Origin of the sequence: Bradyrhizobium sp. 62B (genome assembly GCF_030272265.2) — a bacterium.
Lineage (GTDB): Bacteria > Pseudomonadota > Alphaproteobacteria > Rhizobiales > Xanthobacteraceae > Bradyrhizobium.
The window spans coordinates 6,564,870-6,590,570 of sequence record NZ_CP092841.2; the positions used below are offsets into that span (position 1 = coordinate 6,564,870).

Annotated in this window: 23 protein-coding genes; 10 read left to right on the top strand and 13 right to left on the bottom strand. The window is 63.4% G+C overall.

All coding sequences use genetic code 11. From position 1 onward, the window contains the following. Positions 1–4 precede the first annotated feature (4 nt). Positions 5–979 carry a type II secretion system F family protein gene (locus tag ML401_RS31500; protein ID WP_211415861.1) on the top strand — a complete coding sequence of 325 codons (975 nt, stop codon included), beginning with the start codon at positions 5–7 and terminating at the stop codon, positions 977–979. 56 nt (positions 980–1,035) lie between these two features. Here the strand turns inward: ML401_RS31500 and ML401_RS31505 are convergent, their stop codons facing one another. Beyond that, the gene (locus ML401_RS31505; protein ID WP_285807984.1) at positions 1,036–1,851 is read right to left on the bottom strand and encodes a tetratricopeptide repeat protein; all 816 of its coding nucleotides are present in this window, start codon (positions 1,849–1,851) and stop codon (positions 1,036–1,038) included. Positions 1,852–2,029: 178 nt separating this feature from the next. Continuing rightward, a complete protein-coding gene (locus ML401_RS31510; protein ID WP_285807985.1) occupies positions 2,030–2,233 on the bottom strand; it encodes a hypothetical protein in 204 nt (67 codons plus the stop codon). A 199-nt stretch (positions 2,234–2,432) separates the two neighbouring features. Here ML401_RS31510 and ML401_RS31515 point away from each other — a divergent pair, with 199 nt between their 5' ends. Together ML401_RS31515 and ML401_RS31520 are read left to right on the top strand one after the other, a co-directional pair. Beyond that, positions 2,433–3,806 carry a M17 family metallopeptidase gene (locus ML401_RS31515; protein ID WP_285807986.1) on the top strand — a complete coding sequence of 458 codons (1,374 nt, stop codon included), beginning with the start codon at positions 2,433–2,435 and terminating at the stop codon, positions 3,804–3,806. After that, positions 3,799–4,653 carry a C40 family peptidase gene (locus ML401_RS31520; protein ID WP_285807987.1) on the top strand — a complete coding sequence of 285 codons (855 nt, stop codon included), beginning with the start codon at positions 3,799–3,801 and terminating at the stop codon, positions 4,651–4,653. The genes ML401_RS31515 and ML401_RS31520 overlap by 8 nt, the downstream gene beginning before the upstream one ends. 6 nt (positions 4,654–4,659) lie before the next feature. Here the strand turns inward: ML401_RS31520 and ML401_RS31525 are convergent, their stop codons facing one another. The 6 genes from ML401_RS31525 to ML401_RS31550 form a co-directional block, all read right to left on the bottom strand. Then, positions 4,660–6,297 (bottom strand): ABC transporter ATP-binding protein, encoded by a 1,638-nt coding sequence (locus ML401_RS31525; protein ID WP_285807988.1) that lies wholly within the window; start codon positions 6,295–6,297, stop codon positions 4,660–4,662. 4 nt (positions 6,298–6,301) lie between these two features. Further along, a complete protein-coding gene (locus tag ML401_RS31530; RefSeq protein WP_194404481.1) occupies positions 6,302–7,480 on the bottom strand; it encodes an ABC transporter permease in 1,179 nt (392 codons plus the stop codon). Further along, complete coding sequence (locus tag ML401_RS31535) at positions 7,480–8,589, bottom strand: microcin C ABC transporter permease YejB (RefSeq protein WP_194404482.1); 1,110 nt, start codon at positions 8,587–8,589, stop codon at positions 7,480–7,482. Before ML401_RS31535 ends, ML401_RS31530 begins: the two co-directional genes overlap by 1 nt. Positions 8,590–8,591: 2 nt before the next feature. Further along, positions 8,592–10,478, bottom strand: coding sequence for an extracellular solute-binding protein (locus tag ML401_RS31540; RefSeq protein WP_285807990.1), 1,887 nt, complete (start codon positions 10,476–10,478; stop codon positions 8,592–8,594). A 14-nt stretch (positions 10,479–10,492) separates the two neighbouring features. Continuing rightward, positions 10,493–12,388, bottom strand: a complete 1,896-nt coding sequence (locus ML401_RS31545; RefSeq protein WP_285807991.1) for an extracellular solute-binding protein — start codon at positions 12,386–12,388, stop codon at positions 10,493–10,495. A 210-nt stretch (positions 12,389–12,598) separates the two neighbouring features. Next, complete coding sequence (locus ML401_RS31550) at positions 12,599–13,153, bottom strand: cytochrome c family protein (protein WP_194404485.1); 555 nt, start codon at positions 13,151–13,153, stop codon at positions 12,599–12,601. A 219-nt stretch (positions 13,154–13,372) separates the two neighbouring features. On the opposite strand from ML401_RS31550, the gene ML401_RS31555 reads away from it, so the two are divergent. Further along, complete coding sequence (locus tag ML401_RS31555; RefSeq protein WP_194404486.1) at positions 13,373–14,113, top strand: 3-deoxy-manno-octulosonate cytidylyltransferase; 741 nt, start codon at positions 13,373–13,375, stop codon at positions 14,111–14,113. A gap of 38 nt (positions 14,114–14,151) precedes the next feature. Further along, positions 14,152–15,012, top strand: coding sequence for a prephenate dehydratase (locus ML401_RS31560; protein WP_211415851.1), 861 nt, complete (start codon positions 14,152–14,154; stop codon positions 15,010–15,012). A gap of 124 nt (positions 15,013–15,136) precedes the next feature. On the opposite strand, the gene ML401_RS31565 is transcribed toward ML401_RS31560, so the two are convergent. Next, positions 15,137–16,150, bottom strand: a complete 1,014-nt coding sequence (locus tag ML401_RS31565; protein ID WP_285807992.1) for an LLM class flavin-dependent oxidoreductase — start codon at positions 16,148–16,150, stop codon at positions 15,137–15,139. 381 nt (positions 16,151–16,531) lie between these two features. Here ML401_RS31565 and metF point away from each other — a divergent pair, with 381 nt between their 5' ends. Further along, positions 16,532–17,452 carry a methylenetetrahydrofolate reductase [NAD(P)H] gene (gene metF, locus ML401_RS31570; RefSeq protein WP_285807993.1) on the top strand — a complete coding sequence of 307 codons (921 nt, stop codon included), beginning with the start codon at positions 16,532–16,534 and terminating at the stop codon, positions 17,450–17,452. Between the two features lie 6 nt (positions 17,453–17,458). Beyond that, positions 17,459–21,307 carry a methionine synthase gene (metH, locus tag ML401_RS31575; protein WP_285807994.1) on the top strand — a complete coding sequence of 1,283 codons (3,849 nt, stop codon included), beginning with the start codon at positions 17,459–17,461 and terminating at the stop codon, positions 21,305–21,307. 279 nt (positions 21,308–21,586) lie between these two features. On the opposite strand, the gene ML401_RS31580 is transcribed toward metH, so the two are convergent. Beyond that, positions 21,587–22,216 (bottom strand): glutathione S-transferase family protein, encoded by a 630-nt coding sequence (locus ML401_RS31580; RefSeq protein ID WP_285807995.1) that lies wholly within the window; start codon positions 22,214–22,216, stop codon positions 21,587–21,589. 131 nt (positions 22,217–22,347) lie between these two features. Further along, positions 22,348–22,650, bottom strand: a complete 303-nt coding sequence (locus ML401_RS31585) for a helix-turn-helix transcriptional regulator (RefSeq protein ID WP_285807996.1) — start codon at positions 22,648–22,650, stop codon at positions 22,348–22,350. Between the two features lie 27 nt (positions 22,651–22,677). Here ML401_RS31585 and ML401_RS31590 point away from each other — a divergent pair, with 27 nt between their 5' ends. The 3 genes from ML401_RS31590 to ML401_RS31600 are packed head-to-tail and all read left to right on the top strand — an operon-like array spanning position 22,678 to position 24,098. Beyond that, positions 22,678–23,667, top strand: coding sequence for a threonine/serine dehydratase (locus ML401_RS31590; RefSeq protein WP_285807997.1), 990 nt, complete (start codon positions 22,678–22,680; stop codon positions 23,665–23,667). A gap of 11 nt (positions 23,668–23,678) precedes the next feature. Further along, positions 23,679–23,855, top strand: a complete 177-nt coding sequence (locus ML401_RS31595) for a hypothetical protein (RefSeq protein WP_285807998.1) — start codon at positions 23,679–23,681, stop codon at positions 23,853–23,855. Positions 23,856–23,903: 48 nt separating this feature from the next. Further along, positions 23,904–24,098: a hypothetical protein gene (locus ML401_RS31600; RefSeq protein WP_376717397.1), complete on the top strand. Its 195-nt coding sequence runs from the start codon at positions 23,904–23,906 to the stop codon at positions 24,096–24,098. A 69-nt stretch (positions 24,099–24,167) separates the two neighbouring features. Here the strand turns inward: ML401_RS31600 and ML401_RS31605 are convergent, their stop codons facing one another. Both ML401_RS31605 and ML401_RS31610 read right to left on the bottom strand, forming a co-directional pair. Continuing rightward, a complete protein-coding gene (locus tag ML401_RS31605; RefSeq protein ID WP_285807999.1) occupies positions 24,168–24,743 on the bottom strand; it encodes a hypothetical protein in 576 nt (191 codons plus the stop codon). Positions 24,744–24,759: 16 nt separating this feature from the next. Then, on the bottom strand, positions 24,760–25,434 hold the full coding sequence (locus ML401_RS31610; RefSeq protein WP_285808000.1) for a pYEATS domain-containing protein: 675 nt from the start codon (positions 25,432–25,434) through the stop codon (positions 24,760–24,762). Between the last annotated feature and the right edge of the window lie 267 nt (positions 25,435–25,701).

A 25,701-nucleotide genomic window follows, 5' to 3' on the forward strand; every position in this document is an offset into this window, starting at 1 on the left:
CCGTATGGTCGAGTTCCTCGTTTCGAAACTGCATGACGTCCGCTTCATGACCATGTTGCTGGCGGCCATTGCCGCCAGCGCCACCGTCTATACGCTGGTGATGCCGCTGTTCGCCGGCGAGGGACTCTCCAAGCGCATGAAGGCGGTCGCGAGCGAGCGCGAGCGCATCCGGCAGCGCGAGCGTGAGCGCCTTCACAAGAACGAAAAGGTCTCGCTGCGCCAGACGCCGAAGCAGCTCGTCTCCAAGGTCGTGGAAGACTTCAACCTCACCAAATGGCTCGCGCAAGAGGCGGCGCGGGACAAGCTCATCATGGCCGGCTACCGCGGCCAGGCGCCCTACATCACCTTCCTGTTTGCCCGCATGGTCGCCCCGATCGTGCTCTTCGTCGGCTCGGTCATCTACGTCTTCGTGATCGCGCACATGGATAAGCCGATGCCGATCAAGATCGGCATCTGCGTCGGCGCGGCCTATCTCGGCCTCCAGGCGCCGATGCTGTTCCTCAGGAATGCGATCTCCAAGCGCCAGCTCTCGATCAAGCGCGCCTTTCCCGATGCACTCGACCTGCTGCTGATCTGTATCGAATCCGGCATGTCGGTCGAAATGGCGTTCCGTAGGGTCGCCGTCGAAATCGTGGGACAGTCGATCGCGCTGTCGGAAGAGTTCACGCTGACCACGGCCGAGCTGTCCTACCTGCAGGATCGCAAGGTCGCCTATGAGAATTTGGCGCGGCGCACCGGGCTCGAAGGCGTCAAGTCGGTCTGTCTCGCGCTTCAGCAGGCGGAACGCTACGGCACGCCCCTGGGTCAATCCTTGCGTGTCATGGCACAGGAAAACCGCGACATGCGCATGAACGAGGCCGAGAAGAAGGCCGCCGCGCTGCCACCGAAGCTGACGGTGCCGATGATCCTGTTCTTCCTGCCCGTGCTGTTCGTGGTCATTCTCGGACCGACCGGCATCAAGATCACCGAGATGCAGTGAGATGCGCCACTGACCGCAGGCGGTCCGTGAGACGATCTCGGCAGTTGAAGATCAGATCAGTCGGGCTGGCTGAGCGAGGCGACCGGGGTCCGCTTCGGCGCCCCGCGATGGCCGTCGCTGCGGCTCAGCATTTCCTTGAGATAGGTGACGTTGGCCGCGGCCTGATCCGGCGGCAGATCCGCCTTCACGATGGTTTCGGCCTCGGCGAAGCGACCCTGGAGACCGACGACGAGGCCGAGATTCTGGCGCACGCGGCTGCTGGCGCGCGGCGAGGCGTAGGCCTGCCGCAACACCTCTTCGGCCTTGGGCAAATCCTTCGACAGCATGTAGGACAGGCCGAGATTGGAAAGCACGCCCGGATCACCCGGCGCGATCTTGAGCGCGCTTGCATAATAGGAGCGCGCCTCATCGTGACGGCCCATCTGGTCCAGCACGGTGCCCTGCACCGAGAGCAGGCGCCAGTCCGGATTGTCGGGCGAATGCGCTTTCGACAGGACGTCGTAGGCCTGCTGGAAATTGCCGTTGTCGGCGAGCGCGCGGCCGTATAGCGCGAGTAGCGCCTTGTTGCCGGGATTGGCGATGGTCGCCTGCTCGAGCACGGCGGCGGCCTGGGCGCGTTGACCGTTGGCACGCAAGGCCTGGCCATAGGCCAGCGCCGCTTCGGAGTCCTTGGGATTGGCGCGGTAGCGCTCGCCATAGACCTCGACGGCGCGCGCGGGATCGGTCGGAGCCGCCTCTGCCCGTGGTCCGCCGATCGAGCCCGTCACATCGGAGAGTTTCGACATGCCCGTGCAGCCGCCGAGGCCCATGGCCACCGCCGCGACCAGCGAAGTGGACGCAAGAAGCCGGGCAAGACTGAACCGTTGACGCATGACGCCTTGACTCTCGAGCCGATTGATCGAGCCGAACGCGCCAGCAATAGGCTGTTAACCCTAACGGCCGGTTAACGCCCCTTCCGGCCCCCGCTCTCGCGGCGGCGTGTAAGGCCGGGCTTCACTGCCGAGGCCGAGCGACCTCGCCTGCCGTTCAGATCCCGCAGCAATTGCCGTCTCAATATTCGATGGCAAGGCGCTTGCGGATTTCGTCGATGCGCTTGTCGAGCGCATCGAACCGCGCGTGGACGGAGCGGTCGTGAAGATAGAAGACGTAACCGCCGGCAAGGAGCGCGAAGATCCAGTGATGGTGCTCGACATAGCCAAAAATCGCCTCGACGGCATGGCCGACAAATGTGACCACGCTCCACACAAATTCCATTGCATTTCCTCCCGGCGCGCGTGTCGTCGGTCGCCGGATCTCCATTCCTGGCGGCCATTGCCGGAACCTAGCATGGCCCCCTTGCCGCGAGTAGCGGCTCGCCAGACGGTGACTGCAAAGCCGATTGCAGCCACGGCGAAACTCTGCGAAGTCTCGTCCGTTCGCACGACCCGTTTGATCCGACGATCCGGACCCGCCAATGCCTTCTGTCTTCGAGACGTCGCCCACCGCCATCCCAATCATTTTCGTCACGAAATCGAGCTGGGATCAGGTCGCCGAGACGTTGCCGCCGGCGCAGCGCCAGTTCGCCACCGCGAGCGCCTTTACCGCCAAGCCGGGCGGCTATCTCGCGCTGCCCGCGTCCGACGGCACGATCGCGCAAGTGCTGTTCGGCCTCGAAGACGATTCGGCAAGATCGCGTGACCTGTTCCGGCCCGGCGCCCTGCCCGGCCTGCTGCCGCCGGGCATTTATCGCTTCGCCAATGCAGCACACGATACGCGGCTGGCCGCGCTCGCTTTTGCGCTGGGGCGCTACCGCTTCGCGCGTTACCGCAAGGCCGACAGGCCCGACGTCCGGCTGGTGCCGCCTGAAGGTGTCGACGCGACTGAAATCGACCGGATGGCAGACGCGGCAATGCTGGCGCGCGACCTCATCAACACGCCGTCCAACGACATGGGGCCCGAGGAACTGGCCGCCGCCGCGCAGGACCTCGCCGCGGAATTCGGCGCGAGCTTCGGCTGCACCATCGGCGACGAGTTGGAGAAGCACTTCCCCCTGATCCACGCCGTCGGCATGGCATCGAGCCGCGCGCCGCGGCTGATCGACATCGGCTGGGGCGATCCTGCTCATCCCAAGGTGACGCTGGTCGGCAAGGGCGTCTGCTTCGACACCGGCGGGCTCGATCTGAAGCCGTCGAGCGGCATGCTGATCATGAAGAAGGACATGGGCGGCGCCGCCAACGTGCTGGCGCTGGCGCGCATGGTGATGGATGCGAAGCTGAAGGTGCGGCTGCGCGTGCTGATTCCGGCGGTCGAGAACGCGGTCGCCGGCAATGCCTTCCGTCCGCTCGATATCTTCACCTCGCGCAAGGGCATCACCGTCGAGATCGGCAACACCGACGCGGAAGGCCGCCTGGTGCTCGCCGACGCGCTGGCGCTGGCCGACGAGGAGAAGCCCGACCTGCTGATCGATTTGGGCACGCTGACCGGCGCGGCGCGTGTCGCGCTGGGACCGGATCTGCCGCCCTTTTACACCAATGACGAAACCCTTGCCGCCGACCTTTCGCGCTGCGCGGTGAAGGAGAATGATCCGTTGTGGCGCATGCCGCTGTGGGCGCCTTACGATAATTGGCTGGACTCCAAGACGGCTACCATCACCAACGCGCCATCGGGCGGCTTTGCCGGCTCGATCACCTGCGCACTGTTCCTGCAGCGCTTCGTCGAGCATGCCGACAGCTGGCTGCATGTCGACATCTATGGCTGGACACCGTCGGCGAAGCCCGCGCGCCCCGAAGGCGGCGAGTGCCAGGCCGCACGCGCCATCTACACCTTGCTGAGCGAGCGCTATGCATGATCCAAAATACGATCCGCGGCTGACGCCGGCCCGGGGCGACGTCGCCGCGAAATATCTCGAAGGCAAGGTGGCGGCGGATCGCTTCGTCACCGGCGAGGAATGCGAGGTGGTCGAACCGGTCGCGCCGGTGCGCGAGCAGCCGTCCTCGAACGCGATGCTGATGACGGAGGCCCTGCGCGGCGAACGCGTCACCATCTACGACCGCAACGGCGAGGGCTGGGCCTGGGGCCAGCTCAATGACGACGGCTATGTCGGCTGGCTGCCGGACGCGGCGCTCGCGAAGCCCACGGCGGGCCCGACCCACAAGGTCAGCGCCCTCAGGACGTTTGCCTTCCCCGGCCCCTCGATCAAGCTGCCGCCGGCCGACACGCTGGTCATGGGATCCAGGCTCGCCGTGGCGCGCGAGGATGGCAGCTTCGCCGTGACGCGCGACGGCAAATTTCTGCCGAAGACGCATATTGCTCCGCTCGATCATCGCGAACCGGACTTCGTCGCGGTCGCCGATCGCTTCGTCGGCACGCCCTATCTCTGGGGCGGCAAGAGCAGTCTTGGCATCGATTGCTCCGGCCTCGTCCAGGTCTCGCTGACAGCAGCGGGGATCGGCTGCCCGCGCGACAGCGACATGCAACTGGCCGGTCTCGGCCGCGCACTGGAGCCGCATGAGCGAAGCCGCTTGCAGCGCGGCGATCTGATCTTCTGGAAGGGCCACGTCGCGATCGTCCGCGACGGCAGCACGATGGTTCATGCCAACGCGCATCACATGGCGACAATGATCGAGCCGATCGAGCCGGCCATTGCGCGGATCAGGCAGGCCGGCAGCGAGGTCGTCGCGATCAAGCGGCTCTGACGGGGCTTACGTCGCCACCGACCCGTTCCCGGCAGTCTCCAGCCGGAACGCCGCCGCGAACAACGCACGCGTGTAGTCCGTCTTCGGATTCTTGAACAGCTCGGCGGCCTGCCCCTCTTCCACGACCTTGCCGCCGCGCATCACGATCAAATGGCTCGCCAGCGATGCGACGACGCGCAAATCGTGCGAGATGAACATGTAGGTGAGTTCGCGCTTGCGCTGCAGCTCGCGCAGCAGATCGACCATCTGCGCCTGGAACAGCATGTCGAGCGCGCTGGTCGGCTCGTCCAGCACGACGAAATCCGGCTCGAGCACCACCGCGCGTGCGATCGAGATGCGCTGGCGCTGGCCGCCGGAGAACTCGTGGGGATAGCGGTAGCGGGTGTCGGGCTTCAGCCCGACGTCTTCCAGCGCCTTGACGACGCGCACCTCGCGCTCCTCGCGCGACAGATTTGGCTGATGAACGGTGAGACCTTCGGCGATGATGTCGGCGACCGACATGCGCGGCGAGAGTGAGCCGAACGGATCCTGGAACACGATCTGCATGTCGCGCCGGAAGGGGCGCATCTCCTTGAAGCGCAGGCCCTGGATGTCATTTCCCAGGAACACGATGCGCCCGTTCGAGGAGATCAAGCGCAACAGCGCCAGCCCCAGCGTGGTCTTGCCCGAGCCGGATTCGCCGACGACGCCGAGCGTCTCGCCCTTGCGCACCGCAATGCTGACGCCGTCGACCGCCTTGATGTGGCCGACCGTCTTGCGCATCAGGCCGCGCTTGATCGGAAACCAGACCTTCAAATCATCGGCCGACATCACCACCGGCGCATCCGGCTGCGGCGGCGCCGGATCCGGCTTCGGCTCCGCCGCGAGCAAATCGCGCGTATAGGGATGTTTCGGTGCCTTGAAGACCTGCTCGACCGCCCCCTGCTCGACGATCTCGCCGTTCTTCATGACACAGACGGTGTCGGCGATGCGGCGCACGATGCCGAGATCGTGGGTAATGAAGAGCAGGCTCATGCCGAGCCGCGAGCGGATCTCGGCGAGCAGCGCCAGGATCTGCGCCTGCACGGTGACGTCGAGCGCGGTGGTCGGCTCGTCCGCGATCAACAGATCCGGCTCGTTGGCAAGCGCCATCGCGATCATCACGCGCTGGCGCTGACCGCCGGACAGCTGGTGCGGATAGCTGTTCAGCCGCGTCTCGGGCTCGGGGATGCCGACTTGCGTCAACAGCTCCAGCGTCCGCTTTCGCGCCTGCGCATTGCTGGTCGGATTGTGCAGCTGAATGATCTCGCCGATCTGCGCCTCGATCGTGTGCAGCGGATTGAGCGAGGTCATCGGCTCCTGGAAGATGATGGAGATGTCGCTGCCTCTGATCTCCCGCATCTCTGGCTCGGAGCGGTCGATCAGCTCCTGCCCCTTGAAGCGGATGCTGCCCGAGGGATGCGAGGCGTTCGGATAGGGCAGCAGCTTGAGGATCGAGAGTGCGCTGACCGACTTGCCGGAGCCGGACTCGCCGACCAGCGCCAGGCACTCGCCGCGCTTGATCTGGAACGAGACCTTGTCGACCGCGAGCGTTGTGACGCCGCCCTGGTGGAAGGCCACCGAGAGGTCGTGAACGGCAAGCAGGGGCTGGTTGATCGCGTCCATGACCTTACCTGAACGTCTTGCGCGGATCGAAGGCGTCGCGCACGGCTTCGCCGATGAAGATCAGGAGCGACAGCATGATCGCGACCGAGAAGAAGCCGGAGAAGCCGAGCCAGGGGGCCTGCACATTGGACTTGGCCTGCGACAGCAATTCGCCGAGCGAGGGTGAGCCCGGCGGTAGGCCGAAGCCCAGGAAATCCAGCGCCGTCAGTGTCATCACCGAGCTCGACACGATGAAAGGCAGGAACGTCATGGTCGCCACCATCGCGTTCGGCAGCAGGTGGCGGAACATGATGACCGGGTTGGAGACGCCGAGCGCCCGCGCCGCCTGGATGTATTCGAAATTGCGTCCGCGCAGGAATTCGGCCCGCACGAGGCCGACCAGCGAGACCCAGGAGAACAAGAGGAGGATACCGAGCAGCACGAAGAAGCCGGGCACCAGCACCGAGGACAGGATCAGCAGCAGATAGAGCGAAGGGATCGCCGTCCAGATCTCGATGAAACGCTGGAAGATCAGATCGACCCGACCGCCGAAATAGCCCTGCACCGCGCCTGCTGCGATGCCGATGACGGACGAGACGATGGTGAGGCAAAGGCCGAACAGCACCGAGATGCGGAAGCCATAGATCAGCCGGGCGACGACGTCGCGGCCCTGATCGTCGGTGCCGAGCCAGTTATATTCGAGGTCGCGGCAGCTCTTCAGGCCCTTCTTCTCCACGACCGGCTGACACTGCTTTTCGGTCAGCATCCAGGTCGGCGGCGACGGCGCCGGCGTCGGCAGGTCGAGATTGTGGGTGTCGTAGGAATAGCGGATCAGCGGCCAGACGATGCTGCCGTTCTTGTCCTTGATCAGCTTCTGCAAATAGGGGTCGCGATAGTCGGCCGCCGTCTCGAAATCACCGCCGAAGGTCGTTTCCGAATAGGTCACGAAAGCGGGCCAATAGAGATGACCGTCGAACTTGATCAGGAACGGTCGATCGTTGGCGATCAACTCGGCGAAAAGCGAGACCACGAACAGGGTGATGAAGATCCAGAACGACCAGTAGCCGCGGCGATTGGCCTTGAAGTTCTGCCAGCGCCGCCGGTTGAGCGGCGAAGGCGCGAAGGGCTTGCGCGTGATGGGAACGGCATCGCCGAGGGGCGACTTCGCTGTTGTTTCAATCGGCGTCGGCGCAGTGATCGTCATCAGACCTCCCGCGCCTCGAAATCGATCCGGGGGTCGATCCACATATAGGTCAGGTCGGAGACCAGATTGATCACGAGGCCGACCAGCGAAAAGATGTAGAGCGTGCCGAACACCACGGGATAGTCGCGGTTGAGCACGCTCTCGAAGCTGAGCAGCCCCAGCCCGTCCAGCGAGAAGATGGTCTCGATCAGAAGCGAGCCCGAGAAGAAGGCGTGGATGAAGGTGCCGGGGAAGCCCGCGATCACGATCAGCATGGCGTTGCGGAAGACATGGCCGTAAAGCACCCGGCCCTCGCTACAGCCCTTGGCGCGCGCGGTCATGACGTATTGCTTGCGAATCTCGTCCAGGAACGAGTTCTTGGTCAGGAACGTCATGGTGGTGAACGCACCAAGCCCCATGGCGATCAGCGGCAGCGTCAGATGCCAGAAATAGTCGATGATCTTCCAGTACCAGGGAAACTGCGACCAGCCGTCCGAGGTCAGTCCGCGCAGCGGAAACCAGTTGAAGAAAGAGCCGCCGGCAAACAGGATGATCAGGAGGATCGCGAACAGAAAGCCGGGAATGGCATAGCCCAGCACGAGAATGGTCGATGTCCAGGTGTCGAAGCGCGTGCCGTCTTTCACCGCCTTGCGGATGCCGAGCGGGATCGAGATCAGATAGGTGATCAGCGTCAGCCAGATGCCGAGCGAGATCGAGACCGGCAGCTTCTCCTTGATGAGCTGGAGCACGCTGACGTCGCGGAAATAGCTCTTGCCGAAATCGAAGCGCGCGAAATTCCACACCATCAGCGCGAAGCGTTCCGGCGCAGGCTTGTCGAAGCCGAACTGGGCCTCGAGCTTCTTGATGAAATCAGGGTCGAGGCCCTGCGCGCCGCGGTACTTCGAGTTGATGGCATCGCCGCCGGCACCGACCTGCCCCGGCGCACGCTGCGCAAAGTCGCTGCCGCCCGAAATGCGCGAAGTGCCGCCGGTGTCGGCGCCGGAGAGTTGCGCGATCACGCGCTCGACCGGGCCGCCCGGCGCGAACTGCACGACGATAAAGGACACGAAGAGGATTCCGAGCAGCGTCGGGATCATCAGGAGGATGCGTCGGGCGATATAGGCGCTCATGATTATTTCGCCTGCTCGAGCTTGGCAGCTTTGGCGGGTTCATGCCACCAGATGTCGGGCGCGCCCACGCCATTGGCGTAACGCGGCAGCTTTGGCGGATGGCCAAATTGGTCCCAATAAGCCAGCCGGTGCGTCTTGTTGTACCATTGCGGCACCCAATAGCGGCCCGCGCGGAACAAGCGATCGAAGGCGCGGCAGGCCACGGTCAATTCCTCGCGGCTGTCGGCCGCCATGATCTTCTCGATCATGGCATCGATCGCCGGGCTGGCGACACCAGCGAGATTGTAAGAGCCCTTGGTGTTCGCGACCTGCGAGGAGAAGAACGCGCGCATGGCATCGCCAGGGGTCGCCGACATGCTGAAGCGCTGGATCGTCATGTCGAAGTCGAAATCTTCCACGCGTGCGCGATATTGCACGGCATCGACGAGACGGAGGCTCGCTTCGATGCCGAGCGTCGCCAAATTCTTGATATAGGGCGCGTGATGCGGCTGGAGCGAAGGCTCCTCTGCCAGGAATTCAATCTTGAACACCTCCCCGCTCGGCAGCATGCGCTTGCCATCCTTGATCGGATAGCCGGCTTCGTTGAGCAGCTGCTGCGACTTGCGCAGGAGACCGCGATCCTGTCCCGAGCCGTCGGAAACCGGCGGCGCGAAGGGCGCGGCGAACACCTCGTCCGGAACCTGGCCGCGGAATGGCTCCAGCAGCTTCAGCTCTTCCGGGGACGGAGGCCCGTTGCTCGCCATGAGATCGGAGTTCTGGAACGGCGACACCGTACGGGCATAAGCGCCGTACATGATGGTCTTGTTGGTCCATTCGAAGTCGAAAGCATCGATCAGGGCCTCGCGCACGCGCGGGTCCCTGAATTTTTCACGTCGCGTGTTGATGAACCAGCCCTGCGCGCCCGACGGCGTCTCGTCGGGCACGACTTCCATCTTGACGCGCCCCTCCTTGACGGCGGCGAAATCATAGCGCGTCGCCCAGATGCGTGACGTGAACTCCTCGCGGTAGAGATAGTTCTTGCCGGTGAAGCCCTCGAAGGCGACGTCGCGATCGCGATAGAATTCATAGCGCACGACGTCGAAATTATAGGTGCCGCGGCAGGGCGGCAGATCGGCGGCCCACCAATCCTTCACCCGCTCATATTCGATGTAGCGATTGACCTCGAACTTGCCGACTTTGTACGGACCTGAACCGAGCGGGATCTCGAGCGACGATTCGTCGAACGGGTGAGCGGCGTAATACGCCTTCGAGAAGATCGGCAGGCTCGCGGCATAGAGCGGCACGTCGCGCGCCCGCCCCTTGGCAAAGGTGACGACGAGCGTCGCGTCGTCGACCGCTTCCGCGCTGACCATATCGCGCAGCTGCACAAGGATCAGGGGATGCCCCTTGGTCTTCAGCGCCGTCAGCGAAAACGCCGCATCATGCGCGGTGAGCTTCGTGCCGTCATGGAATTTCGCCTCCGGCCGCATCGTGAAGCGGTAGACCAGTCTGTCCGGCGAGATCTGCACGGATTTGGCGGCAAGCCCGTACATCGCGTCGGGCTCGTCATTCGCGCGCACCATCAGGGGCGCGAAGGTCATGTCCATGCCTTGTGCGCCGTCGCCCTTGAGGATGAAGGCGTTGAGCGAGTTGAAGGTCTGGTAGGACTGGTTATAGGCGCGCACCGACGGGATCAGCGAGAACGTGCCCCCCTTTGGCGCATTCAAATTGACGTAGTCGAAATGGTGGAAATCGGCGGGATATTTGAGATCGCCGAAGGCCGAGAGGCCGTGAGCCTCAATCCCGGCTTCCGATGCATGCGCGCCACGGATCGACCGCGCCCCCAGCGACACGCCGAGGGCGCCGCCGACACCAATGGTCAGCACATGGCGGCGTGACATCTGCGTCATGCGGGGAATATCCTTCACGACTTCTTTGCGATCCGCGCCGCCTTGTCTGCGTCGTACCACCAGATGAACGGGAAGCCGGGCTGGCCGTATTTTGGCAATTCCGACGGCCGGCCGAAACGGTCCCAGCGCGCGGTGCGCACCTTTGGATAATTCCACTGCGGCACGACGTAGTGATTCCACAGCAGCACACGGTCCAGCGCCTTGGTTGCCGCGACGAGATCGTCGCGATCACTGGCATAGATGACCCGCTCGATCAGCTTGTCGATCGCGGGATTTTTGATGCCGGCGATGTTGCGGGAGCCGGCGATGTCGGCCGTCTTGGACGACCAGAACTCGCGCTGCTCGTTGCCCGGCGACTGCGACTCGCCCCACGAATTGGTGACGATGTCGAAATCCCACTCGCGCGTCCGGTTCTCGTACTGGGTCGGGTCAACCGTCCGCACGCTGACGGCAATGCCGAGCCGCTCCAGGGACGGCTTGTAGAACAGCGTGATCCGCTCGAAGCTCGGATCCGAATTCAGCAATTCGAGGGTGAACTGGGCGCCGGTCTTGACGTCGATCAGCTTGCGGTCGCGCACCTCGTAGCCGGCCTCCTTGAACAAGCGCAGCGCCTCGCGCAGATTGTCGCGCACGGCTTCCGGACTGCCGCCGACCGGATTGGTATAGGCAGTGGTGAAGACTTCGGGCGGGACCTGGGCGCGGACGGTTTCGAGGATCTCGAGCTCCTTGCCCTGCGGCAGGCCGGTTGCCATGAGCTCGTCGATGCCGTCGAAATAGCTGCTGATGCGCTTGTACTGGCCGAAGAAGATCTGCTTGTTCATCTCCTCGAAGTCGAACGCGTAGTTGAGCGCGCGACGTACGCGCGGATCGCTGAACTTGCCGCGGCGCAGATTCGGCACGAAGGCCTGCATCACGCCCGAGCTGCGATTGGCAAATTCCTCGAGGATCACGCGCTTTTCGCTGACGGCCGGGAAGTCGTAGGCGGTCGCCCAATTCTTCGCGCTGTTCTCGGTGCGCCAGTCGACCTGGTCGGCCTTGAAAGCCTCGATCGCCACGGTGGCGTCGCGGAAATATTCGTAGCGCAGCTCGTCGAAATTGTTGCGGCCGACATTGGCAGGCAGATCGCGGCCCCAATATTCCCTAACCCGCTCCAGCGCGATCGAGCGTCCCGCAACGAAGTCCTTGATCTTGTAGGGGCCGGAGCCGAGCGGCACTTCGAGCGTGGTGGCGGACACATCGCGCTTGCGGCCCTGGGCGTCGGTCCCCTCCCACCAATGCTTCGGCAGGACCGTGAGCTGGCCCACGATCTGCGGCAGCTCGCGGTTGCCCGGCGCGTCGAACACGAACTTCACCTCGCGCTCGCCGACCTTCTCGGCCCGGACCACATGGCTGTAATAGGCCGAGTACATCGGGTGGTGCTTCTTGAAGGAATCGAGCGAGAAGATCACGTCATCCGGGGTGACCGGCTTGCCGTCGTGCCACTTGGCTTGCGGCCGCAAGCGGTAGGTGACGAAGGAGAAATCATCGGGATGGCTGACGGCCTCGGCCAGCGCGCCGTATTCGGTCGAGACCTCGTCGAGCGAGGCCGTCGTGAGGGATTCGTAGATGAATGCGACGGCACCGGCGATCTGCCCCTTCACACCCGACACGACGATGTTGAAATTGTCGAAGGTGCCGACGGCAATCTGGCGGGCGATTCCGCCTTTGGGCGCTTCCGGATTGACGTAGTCGAAGCGCTTGAAATCTGCGGGGTACTTGACCTTCCCGAACAGGGACAGCGCGTGGCGCCAGGGCAGCTCGGATGATTGCGCATGCGCCGAGCCGACGGGAGCGCCCGCCACGGAACCGAGGACGGGAAGCGCTGCGGCCGCAGTGCCGGTGAGCAGGAGATCGCGTCGGGTAATGGCCAAATCAACATCCCTGTCTTGAAGGAGGCTACTCCTTTAAGTTCCCAATATAGGCGAGGTTTCGACCGAACATGTTGCTTTTTCCTCATCTTGGAAGGCCGGTCGCCCGCTAGATGCGACCAAACGCCCCGATAAATTCACCGGGAGGCCCCGATACGGAAACGGCCAGGCTTTTCAGCCTGGCCGCTTCTTCCAAGACAGGTTCTTGAGGCCTTACTTCGACGCGGTCGGCAGCGGCTGCGGATGCTCCGACAGCGAATTCAGGTAGGCAATGACGTCGGCGCGCTCGGAATCCTTCTGAATACCGGCGAAGCCCATCGCGGTGCCCGGGATGAAGCCCTTCGGATTTGCGATGAACTTGTTGAGGTCGTCGAAGGTCCAGGTGCCGCCCTTGGCCTTCATTGCAGCCGAGAAGTTGAAGCCGTTGCGGCCCTCGCCCCTGGCCTCGCCGACCACGCCATAGAGGTTCGGACCGACGCGATTTGGACCGCCCTTCTCGAAGGTGTGGCAGGCGCCGCACTTCTTGGCGGCGGCGGCACCCTTTTCGACCGAGGCGGTCTGGAGCAGCTTTTCGATCGGCTCGGAGGCGGCAGCGGCGGCGCCGCCTTCCTTGCCATGGCCGGCATCTTCCTTCACGGCGATTTCAAAGCCCGGCTTTTCCGGCATCTTGGGCGAGAACAGCGCATTCGCGGTGAAGCTCGTCACCAGCAGAAGGAGACAGGTGCCGAGCACGGCACCAAGAATCTTATTGAGTTCGAAAGAGTCCATTTCCGGCCAGGCCCCACACCGCAAGAAGAATCGGGCGGCCGGGCGGCCGCCAGGACGAGCCTCGGGAGAATCAATCGTTCCCTATCGTTTCCCCGAGTTTTGCCATTGAGATATCGGTTTGCCCGGGGTCTGGCAACCCGTATAAGCGACCCGGCTGGCAACCCATCCCCACTCCATTTCCCGGCGCGGAAAACGCCCTGTTTCCAGGCTCTTGTCCCGATGATCGATCCTCGCATTCTGGTGCTGATCCCGGCCCGCATGGCCGCCACCCGCCTGCCCGGCAAGCCGCTCGCCGATATCGCGGGCCTGCCGATGATTGTGCACGTGCTGCGCCGCGCCGAGGCCGCTGCCATCGGCCGGGTCGCCGTCGCAACCGACACGCCGGAGATCGCCTCCGTCGTCACTGCTCATGGCGGCGAGGCCGTGATGACGCGCGCCGACCACCCCTCCGGTTCGGACCGCATCCACGAGGCCATGCAGAAGCTCGACCCCGAGGGCAAGGCCGAGATCGTGATCAACCTGCAGGGCGATTTTCCGACCATCACGCCGCAGACCATCCGCGAGGTGCTGCCGCCCTTTTCCGAACCCGCGGTCGACATCGTGACGCTGGCCTCGCAGATCCACACCGAGGAGGAGGACCTCGCCCCGAGCGTCGTGAAAGCCATCGGCTCGCCGATCGGGCCGCGGCGGTTGCGGGCACTTTATTTCACGCGCGCCACCGCGCCTTACGGCAACGGACCGCGTTACCACCATATCGGCCTCTATGCTTACCGCCGTGCGGCACTGGAGCGGTTCGTGGCGCTGCCGCCTTCGCCGCTCGAGCGCCAGGAAAGCCTGGAGCAGCTCCGCGCGGTTGAAGCCGGCATGCGCATCGACATCATGATCGTCGACAGCGTGCCCCGCGGCGTCGACACGCCGCCCGATCTCGAAACCGCGCGCAGCATCCTTTCCAAATCCTGAGCGGCTGCTACAAGGCGCCGCAGGAGCACTTTTGAGACATGAGCAAGCTGAAAATCGCGTTCCAGGGCGAGCCCGGGGCCAATTCCCACATCGCCATCGTCGAGGCCTATCCCGACGCCGAGCCGATGCCCTGCGCCACCTTCGAGGACGCGCTGTCGGCGATCTCGTCGGGCGAGGCCGATCTCGGCATGATCCCGATCGAGAACTCGGTCGCCGGCCGCGTCGCCGACATCCATCATCTCTTGCCGGCCTCCGGCCTCTTCATCATCGGCGAATGGTTTCTCCCCGTTCGGCATCAATTGATGGCGGTGAAGGGGACCAAAATCGAAGATATCAAGAGCGTCGAGAGCCATGTCCATGCGCTCGGCCAGTGCCGCCGTATCATCCGCAAGCTCGGCATCAAGCCGATCGTGCACGCCGACACCGCCGGGAGCGCCCGCGACATCTCCGAGCGCAAGGACAAGACAGTCGCCGCGATCGCCTCGCGCCTCGCCGCGAAGATCTACGGCCTCGACATCCTCTCCGAGGACATCGAGGACGAGGCGCACAACACCACGCGCTTCGTGGTGCTGGCGCGCGAGCCGAAATGGGCGGCGCAGGGCTCCGGCCCGCTGGTCACGACGTTCGTCTTCCGGGTGCGCAATTTGCCGGCCGCGCTCTACAAGGCGCTCGGCGGCTTTGCCACCAACGGCGTCAACATGACCAAGCTCGAAAGCTACATGGTCGACGGCAATTTCTTCGCCACGCAATTCTATGCCGACGTCGACGGACACCCCGAGGACAAGGGCCTGGCGTTCGCCATCGAGGAGCTGAAGTTCTTCTCGCGCGAATTCCGCATCGTCGGCGTGTATCCGGGACACCCGTTCCGCGCGACGTTCAGCGAAGCGCAGCAGGATTAGTCGCGTGTCCCGGACGCGCGAAGCGCGATCCGGGCCCCAGGAGCGGCAACACTCATAGGCGCGATAGGCCCCGGCTCAGCGGCGCATCACTGCGTGTTGCGCTGCGTCCGGGGCACGAGAATTTCTAAGTGGCTGCTTTGAGCCCGAACGCCTCCGCCAGCAGCGAATAAGATTTCTTCCGCGCCTCGTGATCGTACACGGCGGTGATCACCATTAATTCGTCCGGCTTGCTCGCGTCGATCAGCGGCTGCAGCCTCCTCTGCACCGTGGCGGGGCTACCGACGAACAGGCGGGAACGGTTGCGCAGGATCGAGGTGCGCTCGGAGTCGGTATAAGGATAGGCCAGCGCCTCCTCGACGCTCGGCAGCGGAAGATACTGGCCGCGGTCACGGCGCAGGCGGTTGAGATCGAACGAGGTGGCGAGCTTTTCGGCCTCCTCATCCGTGTCCGCCGTGATGATTGCGACGGCGAGGATCGCGTGCGGGCTCGCGCTCCAGGCCGAGGGCTGAAAACGGTTGCGGTAATGCACCATCGCGTCGATCGCATCGTGGGACGCGAAATGATGGGCGAAGGCGAAGCCCATGCCGACCTGCGCCGCCAATTCCGACGAATAGTCGCTGGAGCCGAGCAGCCAGATCGGCGGCAACGGCGTATCGTCGGGCATCGCCACGACGTTGTTGTAGGGATGACCTGAGGGGAATTCGCGCGTCTGCCACAGGATCAGTTCGTGCAGCCGCTCCAGGAAATCGTCGCCCTCGCGGCGGTCGAGCCGGCTACGCAGCGCATAAGCCGTCGCACCGTCGGTGCCGGGCGCGCGGCCGAGGCCGAGGTCGATACGGCCCGGAAACAGCGCTTCCAGCATCTTGAAGCGCTCGGCCACCACAAGCGGCGCGTGATTGGGGAGCATCACCCCGCCGGAGCCGACGCGGACATGCGTCGTCACTGCCGCGATCTGGCCGATCATGACGTCGGGTGCCGGGCTCGCGACCGAGGCAAGGTTGTGGTGCTCGGCGAGCCAGTAACGGACGTAGCCGAGGCCGTCGACATGGCGCGCCAGGTCGATGCTGTTGCGCAGCGCCGCGGCCGGCTTGGTGCCTGTGGTGACGACGGAGAGGTCGAGGACGGAGAGCGGGATCATGGCGGCATAAGGTAACGGAGGGCCGCGCGGCGACAATGGGTCGGCTGCGCAGGTCTGACGTGTGCCGGACCGCGAGCCGGAGCGGCCGCCGAAGCAGCTCGATGGGCCAATTAACGTCTAGATAACGCTTAAACCATTCTGCCCACTAGTTCTAATCCTCCAAGATCCGCATCGCTACAGACTAAACTACTGATATTATTTTATTTCACTTGAAACGGTGATATCCCACCCAGATCTAAATATGACAAATAACTCCAGTATTTCTGGCGTAAGTGGGCCATTTCCCATCTTGGATGGGCTGTCGGTCAACCCGCCTTTAGCCTATCGTGTGCACAAGCGAGACCTGACCGCCGGCCGCCAAAATCTGGAGTGAGTGGTGCCATGACCGAACTGACGACATCTGCCCGGGCCGACGGGCAAGACGGGCACCTGAAGCGGCCTGCGATCTCCTTCGAGTTCTTTCCGCCCAAGACGGAAGAGATGGAGCGCAATCTCTGGGAGACCATCAACCGGCTCGCCCCGCTCGATCCGAAATTTGTCTCTGTGACTTACGGCGCCGGCGGCTCGACCCGTGAGCGGACCCACTCGACCATCGCCCGCATTCTGAAGGAGACCGCGCTGCTGCCGGCGGCGCACCTGACCTGCGTCGGCGCCTCGCGCGGCGAGATCGACGAGATCGTCGACCGCTATCACGAGGTCGGTGTCCGGCACATCGTCGGCCTGCGCGGCGATCCCGCCGGCGGCATCGGCACGCCCTATGCGAGCCATCCCGACGGCTATCAGAGCTCGGCCGAACTCGTCGCGGGGATCAAGAAGCGGCATGCCGACATCGAGGTGTCGGTCTCGGCCTATCCCGAGATGCACCCCGAGGCGCGCGACTTCGATGATGATATCGACACGCTCAAGGCCAAGGTGGATGCGGGCGCGACGCGCGCGATCACCCAGGTGTTCTTCGATAACGACCTCTACTTCCGCTATCTCGATCGCGTCCGCGCCCGCGGCATCAACATCCCGATCGTGCCGGGCATCATGCCCATGCACAATTTCAAGCAGGCGCGCAATTTCGTCACCCGCGCCGGCACCACCGTGCCGGACTGGTTCGCCGCGAAATTCGAAGGCCTCGACGAAGATGCCGAAACGCGGAAACTGGTGGCCGCGACCGTCGCAGCCGGCCAAGTGCAGAAGCTCGCCAAGCACGGCGTCGACACCTTCCATTTCTACACCATGAACCGTGCCGATCTCGTGTTCGCGATCAGCCATTTGCTCGGCATTCGCGCCAAGAGCGCCCAGAAGGCTGCGTGACAGACAATGACCGTACCCGTTTCCGCCAAACGAACTGCCCTCCTGAATGCCGCGCGCGAGCGTATTCTCGTGCTGGACGGTGCCATGGGCACGATGATCCAGAACCTGCAGTTCGACGAAGCCGCCTTCCGCGGCGAGCGCTTCAAGAATTTCCATCGCGACCTGCGCGGCAACAATGACCTGTTGATCCTGACCCAGCCGCAGGCGATCGAGGACATCCACGCGGCCTATTTGCGCGCCGGCGCCGACATCGTTGCGACCAACACCTTCTCGACCACCTCGATCGCGCAGGCCGATTACGACCTCACCGACATTGTTTATGAAATGGCGCGCGAAGGCGCCCGCCTCGCCGGCAATGCCGCCCGCCGCGTCGAGGCCGAGGACGGCAAGCCGCGCTTCGTCGCCGGCGCCATCGGCCCGACCAACCGCACCGCGTCGATCTCGCCTGATGTGTCCAATCCCGGCTACCGCGCCGTCACCTTCGACGATCTGCGCAAATCCTACGGCGAGCAGATCAACGGCATGCTCGACGGCGGTGTCGATCTGCTGCTGGTCGAGACCATCTTCGACACCTTGAACGCCAAGGCGGCGCTCTATGCGATCGCCGAGATCACCGAAGCGCGCGGCATCGACATGCCCGTGATGGTGTCGGGCACCATCACCGACAAGTCCGGCCGCCTGCTCTCGGGCCAGATGCCGGAAGCGTTCTGGAATTCGGTGCGGCACGCAAAACCCGTCACCATCGGATTCAACTGCGCGCTCGGCGCCGAAGATCTGCGCGCGCATATCGCGGATATCGGCCGCGTCGCCGATACACTCGTCTGCGCCTATCCGAACGCCGGCCTGCCCAACGAGTTCGGCCAGTACGACGAGACGCCGGAATACATGGCGCGCCTCGTCGGCGAGTTCGCCCGCGACGGCCTCGTCAACATCGTCGGCGGCTGCTGTGGCACCACGCCGGACCATATCGCGGCGATCGCCGCCGCCGTTGCCCCGCACAAGCCGCGCATCGTGCCGGAGATCGAACCGCGCTTGCGGCTATCCGGCCTGGAGCCGTTCATCCTGACTGATGCGATCCCGTTCGTGAACGTCGGCGAGCGCACTAACGTCACCGGCTCCGCCCGCTTCCGCAAGCTGATCACCGCCGGCGACTATACCGCAGCGCTCCAGGTCGCACGCGACCAGGTCGAGAACGGTGCGCAGATCATCGACGTCAACATGGACGAGGGGCTGCTCGATTCCGAAGCCGCGATGGTGACCTTCCTCAACCTCGTCGCCGCCGAACCCGACATCGCCCGCGTCCCCGTGATGGTCGATTCCTCGAAATTCTCGGTGATCGAAGCCGGCCTGAAATGCGTGCAGGGCAAGCCGGTCGTCAACTCGATCTCGATGAAGGAGGGCGAGGAGAAGTTCATCTTTGAGGCCAAGATCGCCCGCCGCCATGGCGCGGCTGTCGTGGTGATGGCGTTCGACGAGGTCGGCCAGGCCGATACGTTTGCGCGCAAGACCGAGATCTGCAAGCGCGCCTACGACATCCTGGTGAACAAGGTCGGCTTCTCGCCCGAGGACATCATCTTCGATCCCAATATCTTCGCGATCGCGACCGGCATCGAGGAGCACAACAATTACGGCGTCGACTTCATCGAGGCGACGCGCTGGATCCGCCAGAACCTGCCGGGCGCGCACATCTCGGGCGGCGTCTCCAACCTCTCGTTCTCGTTCCGCGGCAACGAGCCGGTGCGCGAGGCCATGCACTCGGTGTTCCTGTATCACGCTATCAAGGCTGGCATGGACATGGGCATCGTCAATGCCGGCCAGATGATCGTCTATGACGACATCGATGCCGAGCTGCGCCAGGTGTGCGAGGACGTCGTCCTCAATCGCGATCCGGGCGCGTCCGAGCGTCTGCTGGCGCTGGCGGAGAAATTCCGCGGCAACAAGACCCAGACCAAGGAAGCCGATCTGGCCTGGCGCGAATGGCCGGTGGAGAAGCGACTGTCGCATTCGTTGGTCCACGGCATCACCGAATTCATCGAGCAGGACACCGAGGAAGCCCGCAAGAAGTCCTCGCGCCCGCTCGACGTGATCGAGGGCCCGCTGATGGCCGGCATGAACGTCGTCGGCGATCTCTTCGGCGACGGCAAGATGTTCCTGCCGCAGGTGGTGAAATCCGCCCGCGTGATGAAGCAGGCAGTGGCCTGGCTGATGCCGTTCATGGAAGAGGAGAAGGCGCGCAACCTTGCGAACGGCATCGGCACGGAAGGCTCCTCCTCCGCCGGCAAGATCGTGCTCGCGACCGTCAAGGGCGACGTCCACGACATCGGCAAGAACATCGTCGGCATCGTGCTCCAGTGCAACAATTTCGAGGTCATCGATCTCGGCGTGATGGTGCCCGCCGCCAAGATCGTCGAGACCGTGAAGGCGGAGAAGGCCGACATCGTCGGGCTCTCCGGCCTGATTACGCCCTCGCTCGACGAGATGGCGTTCTTCGCCGGCGAATTGCAGCGCGAGGGCCTCAAGCTGCCGCTGCTGATCGGCGGCGCCACCACCAGCCGCGTGCATACGGCGGTCAAAATCGACCCGAGCTATCGCGCCGGTCCCGTCGTCCACGTCAACGACGCCAGCCGCGCCGTCGGCGTCGCCTCGTCGCTGCTGTCGCCGGAGAAGCGCGAGGCCTATGCCGCCGAGGTGCGCGCCGAATACGCAAAAATCTCGGACGCGCATCTGCGTGCGCAGGCCGACAAGAAGCGGCTGAAGCTGGCCGCCGCCCGCGCCAACCGCGTGCCGGTCGATTTCAACGCGAACAAGCCGGTCAAGCCGACCTTCCTCGGCATCAAGAGTTTCGACGATTACGATCTCGCCGAGCTCGTCGACTGCATCGACTGGACGCCCTTCTTCCAGACCTGGGAGCTCGCCGGCCGCTTCCCCGCGATTCTCGACGATGCCAAGGTCGGCGAGGTCGCGCGCTCGCTCTATGACGACGCACGCAAGATGCTCGACACCATCGTGAAGGAAAAATGGTTCCGGGCGCGTGCCACGATCGGCTTCTGGCCGGCGAACGCCGAAGGCGACGACATCGCGCTCTATGCCGACGAGAACCGCACGAAGAAGATCGCGACGCTGCACACGCTGCGCCAGCAACTCGAGAAGCGCGAGGGCCGCTTCAACGCCGCGCTCGCCGACTTCGTCGCGCCGGCCGGCGTGCCCGACTATATCGGTGGCTTCGTCGTCACCGCAGGGATCGGCGAGGATGCGGTGGCCGATCGCTTCAAGATGGCCAATGACGACTACTCCTCGATCCTGTGCAAGGCGTTGGCCGACCGGCTCGCCGAAGCCTTCGCCGAGCGCATGCATGCCCGCGTGCGCCGCGAGTTCTGGGCCTATGCGCCAGACGAGGCGCTGTCCACCGAAGACCTGATCCTGGAGAAGTACCAGGGCATCCGCCCCGCGCCGGGCTATCCCGCCCAGCCTGACCACACCGAAAAGGCGACGCTGTTCGAGCTGCTCGACGCCGAAAACACGGCCGGCGTGAAGCTGACCGAGAGCTTTGCGATGTGGCCGGGCTCCAGCGTGTCCGGGCTCTATTTCGCAAACCCTGCGAGCTATTATTTCGGCGTCGGCAAGATCGAGCGCGACCAGGTCGAGGACTATGCCGCGCGCAAGGGCATGAGCGTCGCGGAGACCGAGCGCTGGCTCGCGCCGGTGTTGAACTACATCCCGTCGCAACAGACCGACAACACCTTTGCGGCAACGCCGGCGAACGACGAGACGTCAAAGGACCTTGCCTCTCACCCGCCGGGCTGCACCTGCGCAGTGCATCTGGTCTGGCAGAAGAAGCGCGCGGGGGCGGGGTAGGCCCACCTGCCCAAACAAAAAATGCAAAAACAACCCCATGCACAGTAGAATGGGATTGAAAAGGTTGAGTGATTTCGGGCGCGTCGGAGCCGCGTTTGCGGCGTCGGGCAAAACAGGGGTAGGATTGCATCATCGGCTGCTGTGGCGGTCTTCGCACTCCGGCGGATAGGCGCGCCCTTCACCTTGCGCTCGGTTTCGTGCCCCGGCTCTGCGGCTCAGCGTTACCGGACGATGCTAAGCATCGCCTAGGCTACGCCGCGTCCGGGACACGAGAGTGCCTCACCCTTTCGGCGGCGCCAGCGGCTGCACGATCTCCTTAAAGGGCTCCAACGCCTCGCAGCGCTCGGCGTGGGCCGCGAGCGCCGGATAGCGCGAGGCGTCGAACAGCTGCGGATGCGCCTCGCGGGTGAAGCGGACGACGCAGGCCACCGCGACGTCGGCGTGGCCAATGCGCTCACCCAGCCAATATGGCGTCGTCACCTTGGCGCGCTCGACCTCGAGCACCTTGAGGACGTCGCCGATCTGCGCCTGGCAACGCTCGACCCATAGCGCGAGCTGCTCCTTCCGCAGCACGCGTTCATAAAGCAGGCTCACCGCCTTGTCGCCAAGGCCGGACGCGAGCGCGCAGATGCGCAAATGCTTGCGCCGCTCGGTGCCGCTGCGCGGCAGCATCGCCTTCTCGGCGCCGACGAGGTCGTCGAGATAATCCAGGATGATCGTGCTCTCGATCAGCGCCTCGCCGTCATCGAGCACCAGCGTCGGCACCCGGCGCAGCGGATTGTATGGCGCGATCTTGTCGGCGTCGCCGAAGGTCGACCACGGCTTGTGCTCGAAGGCGAGGCCGTAGAGCCGCAGCGCAATCGCGACGCGGCGGACGAAGGGGGAATCATATTGGCCGATCAGGAACATGGTTCTCGCGCTTCCCGGTTGGACGAGGCAGGGCCGATCAGTCTCCACGACCAACTCGGTGCGGCGCAACAGATATCTTGGAAATGGTGCGTTGCGCCGGCTGCAACGACGCCGGCGACAGCGTCACGCGGTCAAAGCCCGTCCTGGATCGATCGCTTGATCGCGGCGATGGCCGTCTCGTTGCGCTTGTACATCGTCCACTGCTTGATCCGCTTGGCGCGCACCAGCTTGGCTGATGTGAGCACCCGCATGTGCTCGCTCACTGTCGGCGCGCTGACGCCGAGCTTTTCGGCGATCAGCAATCCGCAGACGCCGTCCTCGACCAGGTCGCCATCGGCCTGCTCGCGAAAATGCTTCCTGGGATCCCGCAGCCATTCCAGGATCTGCAGGCGGCGTTCGTTGGCGAGCGCGCGCAAGGCGATGGCAAATTTCATTTAGTCATTTTGCTAATTACCTAATTGATGTCAACTCTGCCTTGCGCTAGTCTGGAGGGCATCATGACAGCGACAATGGACATCGACATCACGCGGGAGCGGATTGCGGCGACCGAGGCCGTCATCCGCCCGCATATCAGGCGTACGCCGCTTGTTCAGGCCGATCTCGCCGATTTCGGCCTGCCCGGGGCGCCTCTCACGCTCAAGCTCGAGATGCTGCAGCATTCCGGATCGTTCAAGGCGCGCGGCGCCTTCGCCAATCTGTTGCTACGGCCGGTGCCGCGGACCGGTGTCGTCGCTGCGTCCGGCGGCAATCACGGCGCGGCCGTGGCCTATGCGGCGCAGCGGCTCGGCCTTCCCGCCACGATCTTCGTGCCTGACATCACCTCGCCGGCCAAGGCCGAGCGCATTCGAAATTATGGCGCCAAGCTCGTGATCGCGGGCAACCGCTACGCCGATGCGCTCGCCGCGAGCGAAGCCCATGTCGCGCAGACCGGCGCGCTGGCCGTCCATGCCTATGACCAGGCCGAAACCCTGCTCGGCCAGGGCAGCGTCGGACTGGAATTGGAGCAGGATGCGCCCGGCATCGACACGCTGCTGGTGGCGGTGGGCGGCGGCGGACTGGTCGGCGGCATTGCCGCGTGGTACGCTGGCAAGACGCGCATCGTCGCGGTCGAGCCGGAGCAATCGCCAACCCTGCACACGGCGTTCGAAGCGGGCGCCCCGGTCGATGCGCCGGCCGGCGGTCTTGCCGCCGACAGCCTTGCACCACGGCGCGTCGGCGAACTGATGTTTCCGATCGCGCGGGCCCATGTCGAGCGCGTCGTCCTGGTCAGCGACGACGCGATCCGGCAGGCCCAGGCCGCGCTGTGGTCGCATCTGCGCCTGGTGGCCGAGCCCGGCGGTGCAGCCGCCTTTGCCGCGGTGCTCTCCGGCCGCTATCGTCCCTCACCTACCGAACGCGTTGCGGTTCTGGTCTGCGGCGCCAATACAACGGCGGTGAATTTCGATAGCTGAGAAGGAGTGACATGACGGGCCCACGCGGACTGATGCTGATATTGATCCTGCTGCCGATCATCGGCGCTGCCCACGCGCAGGATCGCCCGATCGGCTTCCTAACGCCGTCGAAGAACATCGCCTGCGAGTTCTTCACCGATAATGGTCAGGGTGTGTTCCGCTGCGACATCATGAACATGGACGCGTGACCGCGCCGCCACGCCGATTGCGAGTTCGACTATGGCCACGCCTGCGAGATAAGCGCGAAGGGCGCCGCAGGGGGCGTCTGCGCCGGCGACACCGTGATGGACACCTCGCTGCCAGTGCTGGCCTATGGCGAGGTGTGGCAGCACGGAGGATTTACGTGCCGGTCGGAGCAGACGGGGTTGACTTGCTTCAACGCGATGCAGCGGAGGTCTTCGCTGGCAGGGGGGAGGCAGGAAGTGTTTTGAGCTCGGATGAAGCTTAGCGAAATGCGAGGACGCTGCCCCGGCTCACGCTACGCTCATCCGGGTCACGAACTAAACCCTAAACAGCAGGTCGGAAAGCAATCGCGAATTTATTGAATTCCTCGTCGGATTTGCACTGGGATGAGCTGCGGAGCTGTCGATCGACAGTGCGCTTACGTGACGACGACGAGACATGAATCCTGCAAGTCTCTTGCTTATAGCAAACGCACTGCTACTCGCTGGATTTGGGTTAGGGTTAGGGCTCAGCCAAACAGCAAAGGCCCGCCTAATTTCGAAATCGGAGAATAGCTGAATGAAAAGATCCTCACCACCGACCAATTTACTTGTTGCGGAGATCTGCGCTGGCACAAGCACCTTGTACCTGCGACGCTCGTCCACCCAACCGTTCTTGATGTCACGTTTTACATCCGAATAGCTCTCTCCTTTCTCATGCCAGGACGATAAGCGCAAGAACAGATCAGTGTCCGGATGAATGTAATGCTTGCGGGCGATCTTCCTAGAAATCGGATAGCCACGATAGACGTGATAGAGTTCGAACTCTTCGAAAATCGACCTAATCTGATTACTTTTTCCGCTGTTCTGATCGGCAAGAAGCATCACTAACGTGTCTATTATCCTTGACGACATCGCCTCTCCTTTTGAATTATGCGCTCACATCCTCTACTCTCGATTTGATCTTTTCGGCGTCTGATTCATTCGTAGCGACGCTGAACCGGTAGCCAGCACCTTCGAAATCCAAATATCGACTTACACTTGTTTCGCTTCCGTCATGAAAGACAATTCGAGCTTCACACAGCGTCGGACCGTAGGCATTCGTTCGAACGGCAAAATTGTCGGTCCCATTCGTAACAACGAACTTCGTACCATATTCATTCTGCTTGAGCCCGAAGTGTTGACCAAAATAGTATTGGACTTCCCTGACATCGTTCAAATGACCGAAGTTCTTATGGGAAAGAAGGTACACCGTGATGTCGTATGTAGGGAGCTTGTTGAACGGATGGAATTGTCCCGATGGCCGAGTCCTATGAACAAGAAATAGATTCTTGTTGTCCCTGTAACTCTTGTGCCGCTTATCAAATAGAAATTTGTCTGCTGGGACTTGCGTGTACTCAGAGCCATTCCGCAAATCAAGCGCGTCTATCTGAATCGCGCGAAACTCAAAATCCTTCCATTTTAACGCGGCTCCAGAAGCTAGCTGCCGCTGAAATTGCAGAGCGATGGATCGTAGCTCTCTGCGGAAATAGACAAGGATTACTAGAAGTGCCGCCGGCCATGCAAAGCCCGCCAGTGCTGTAAGAAAATTATTGAATTCAGCCATATCAACTTCTCAAGAAGAAATTTGAAACAACAATTGTAGGTTGACATCAACCACGAAGCAATCCGTCCTAGCAAATTTCTAACAAGCCGAAGCCCGGATTGCGCGACACTCCATCCGGGCTACAACTCCGCCGCACGTTGATGAGCCGATTGGAAGCGACGGCGCCCGCCCACACGCCGTCACTGCGAGCCCCGCGAAGCAACCCAGAATTGGTTGCGGAGCGGCACCCTGGATTGCTTCGTCGCAAGCGCTCCTCGCAATGACAGT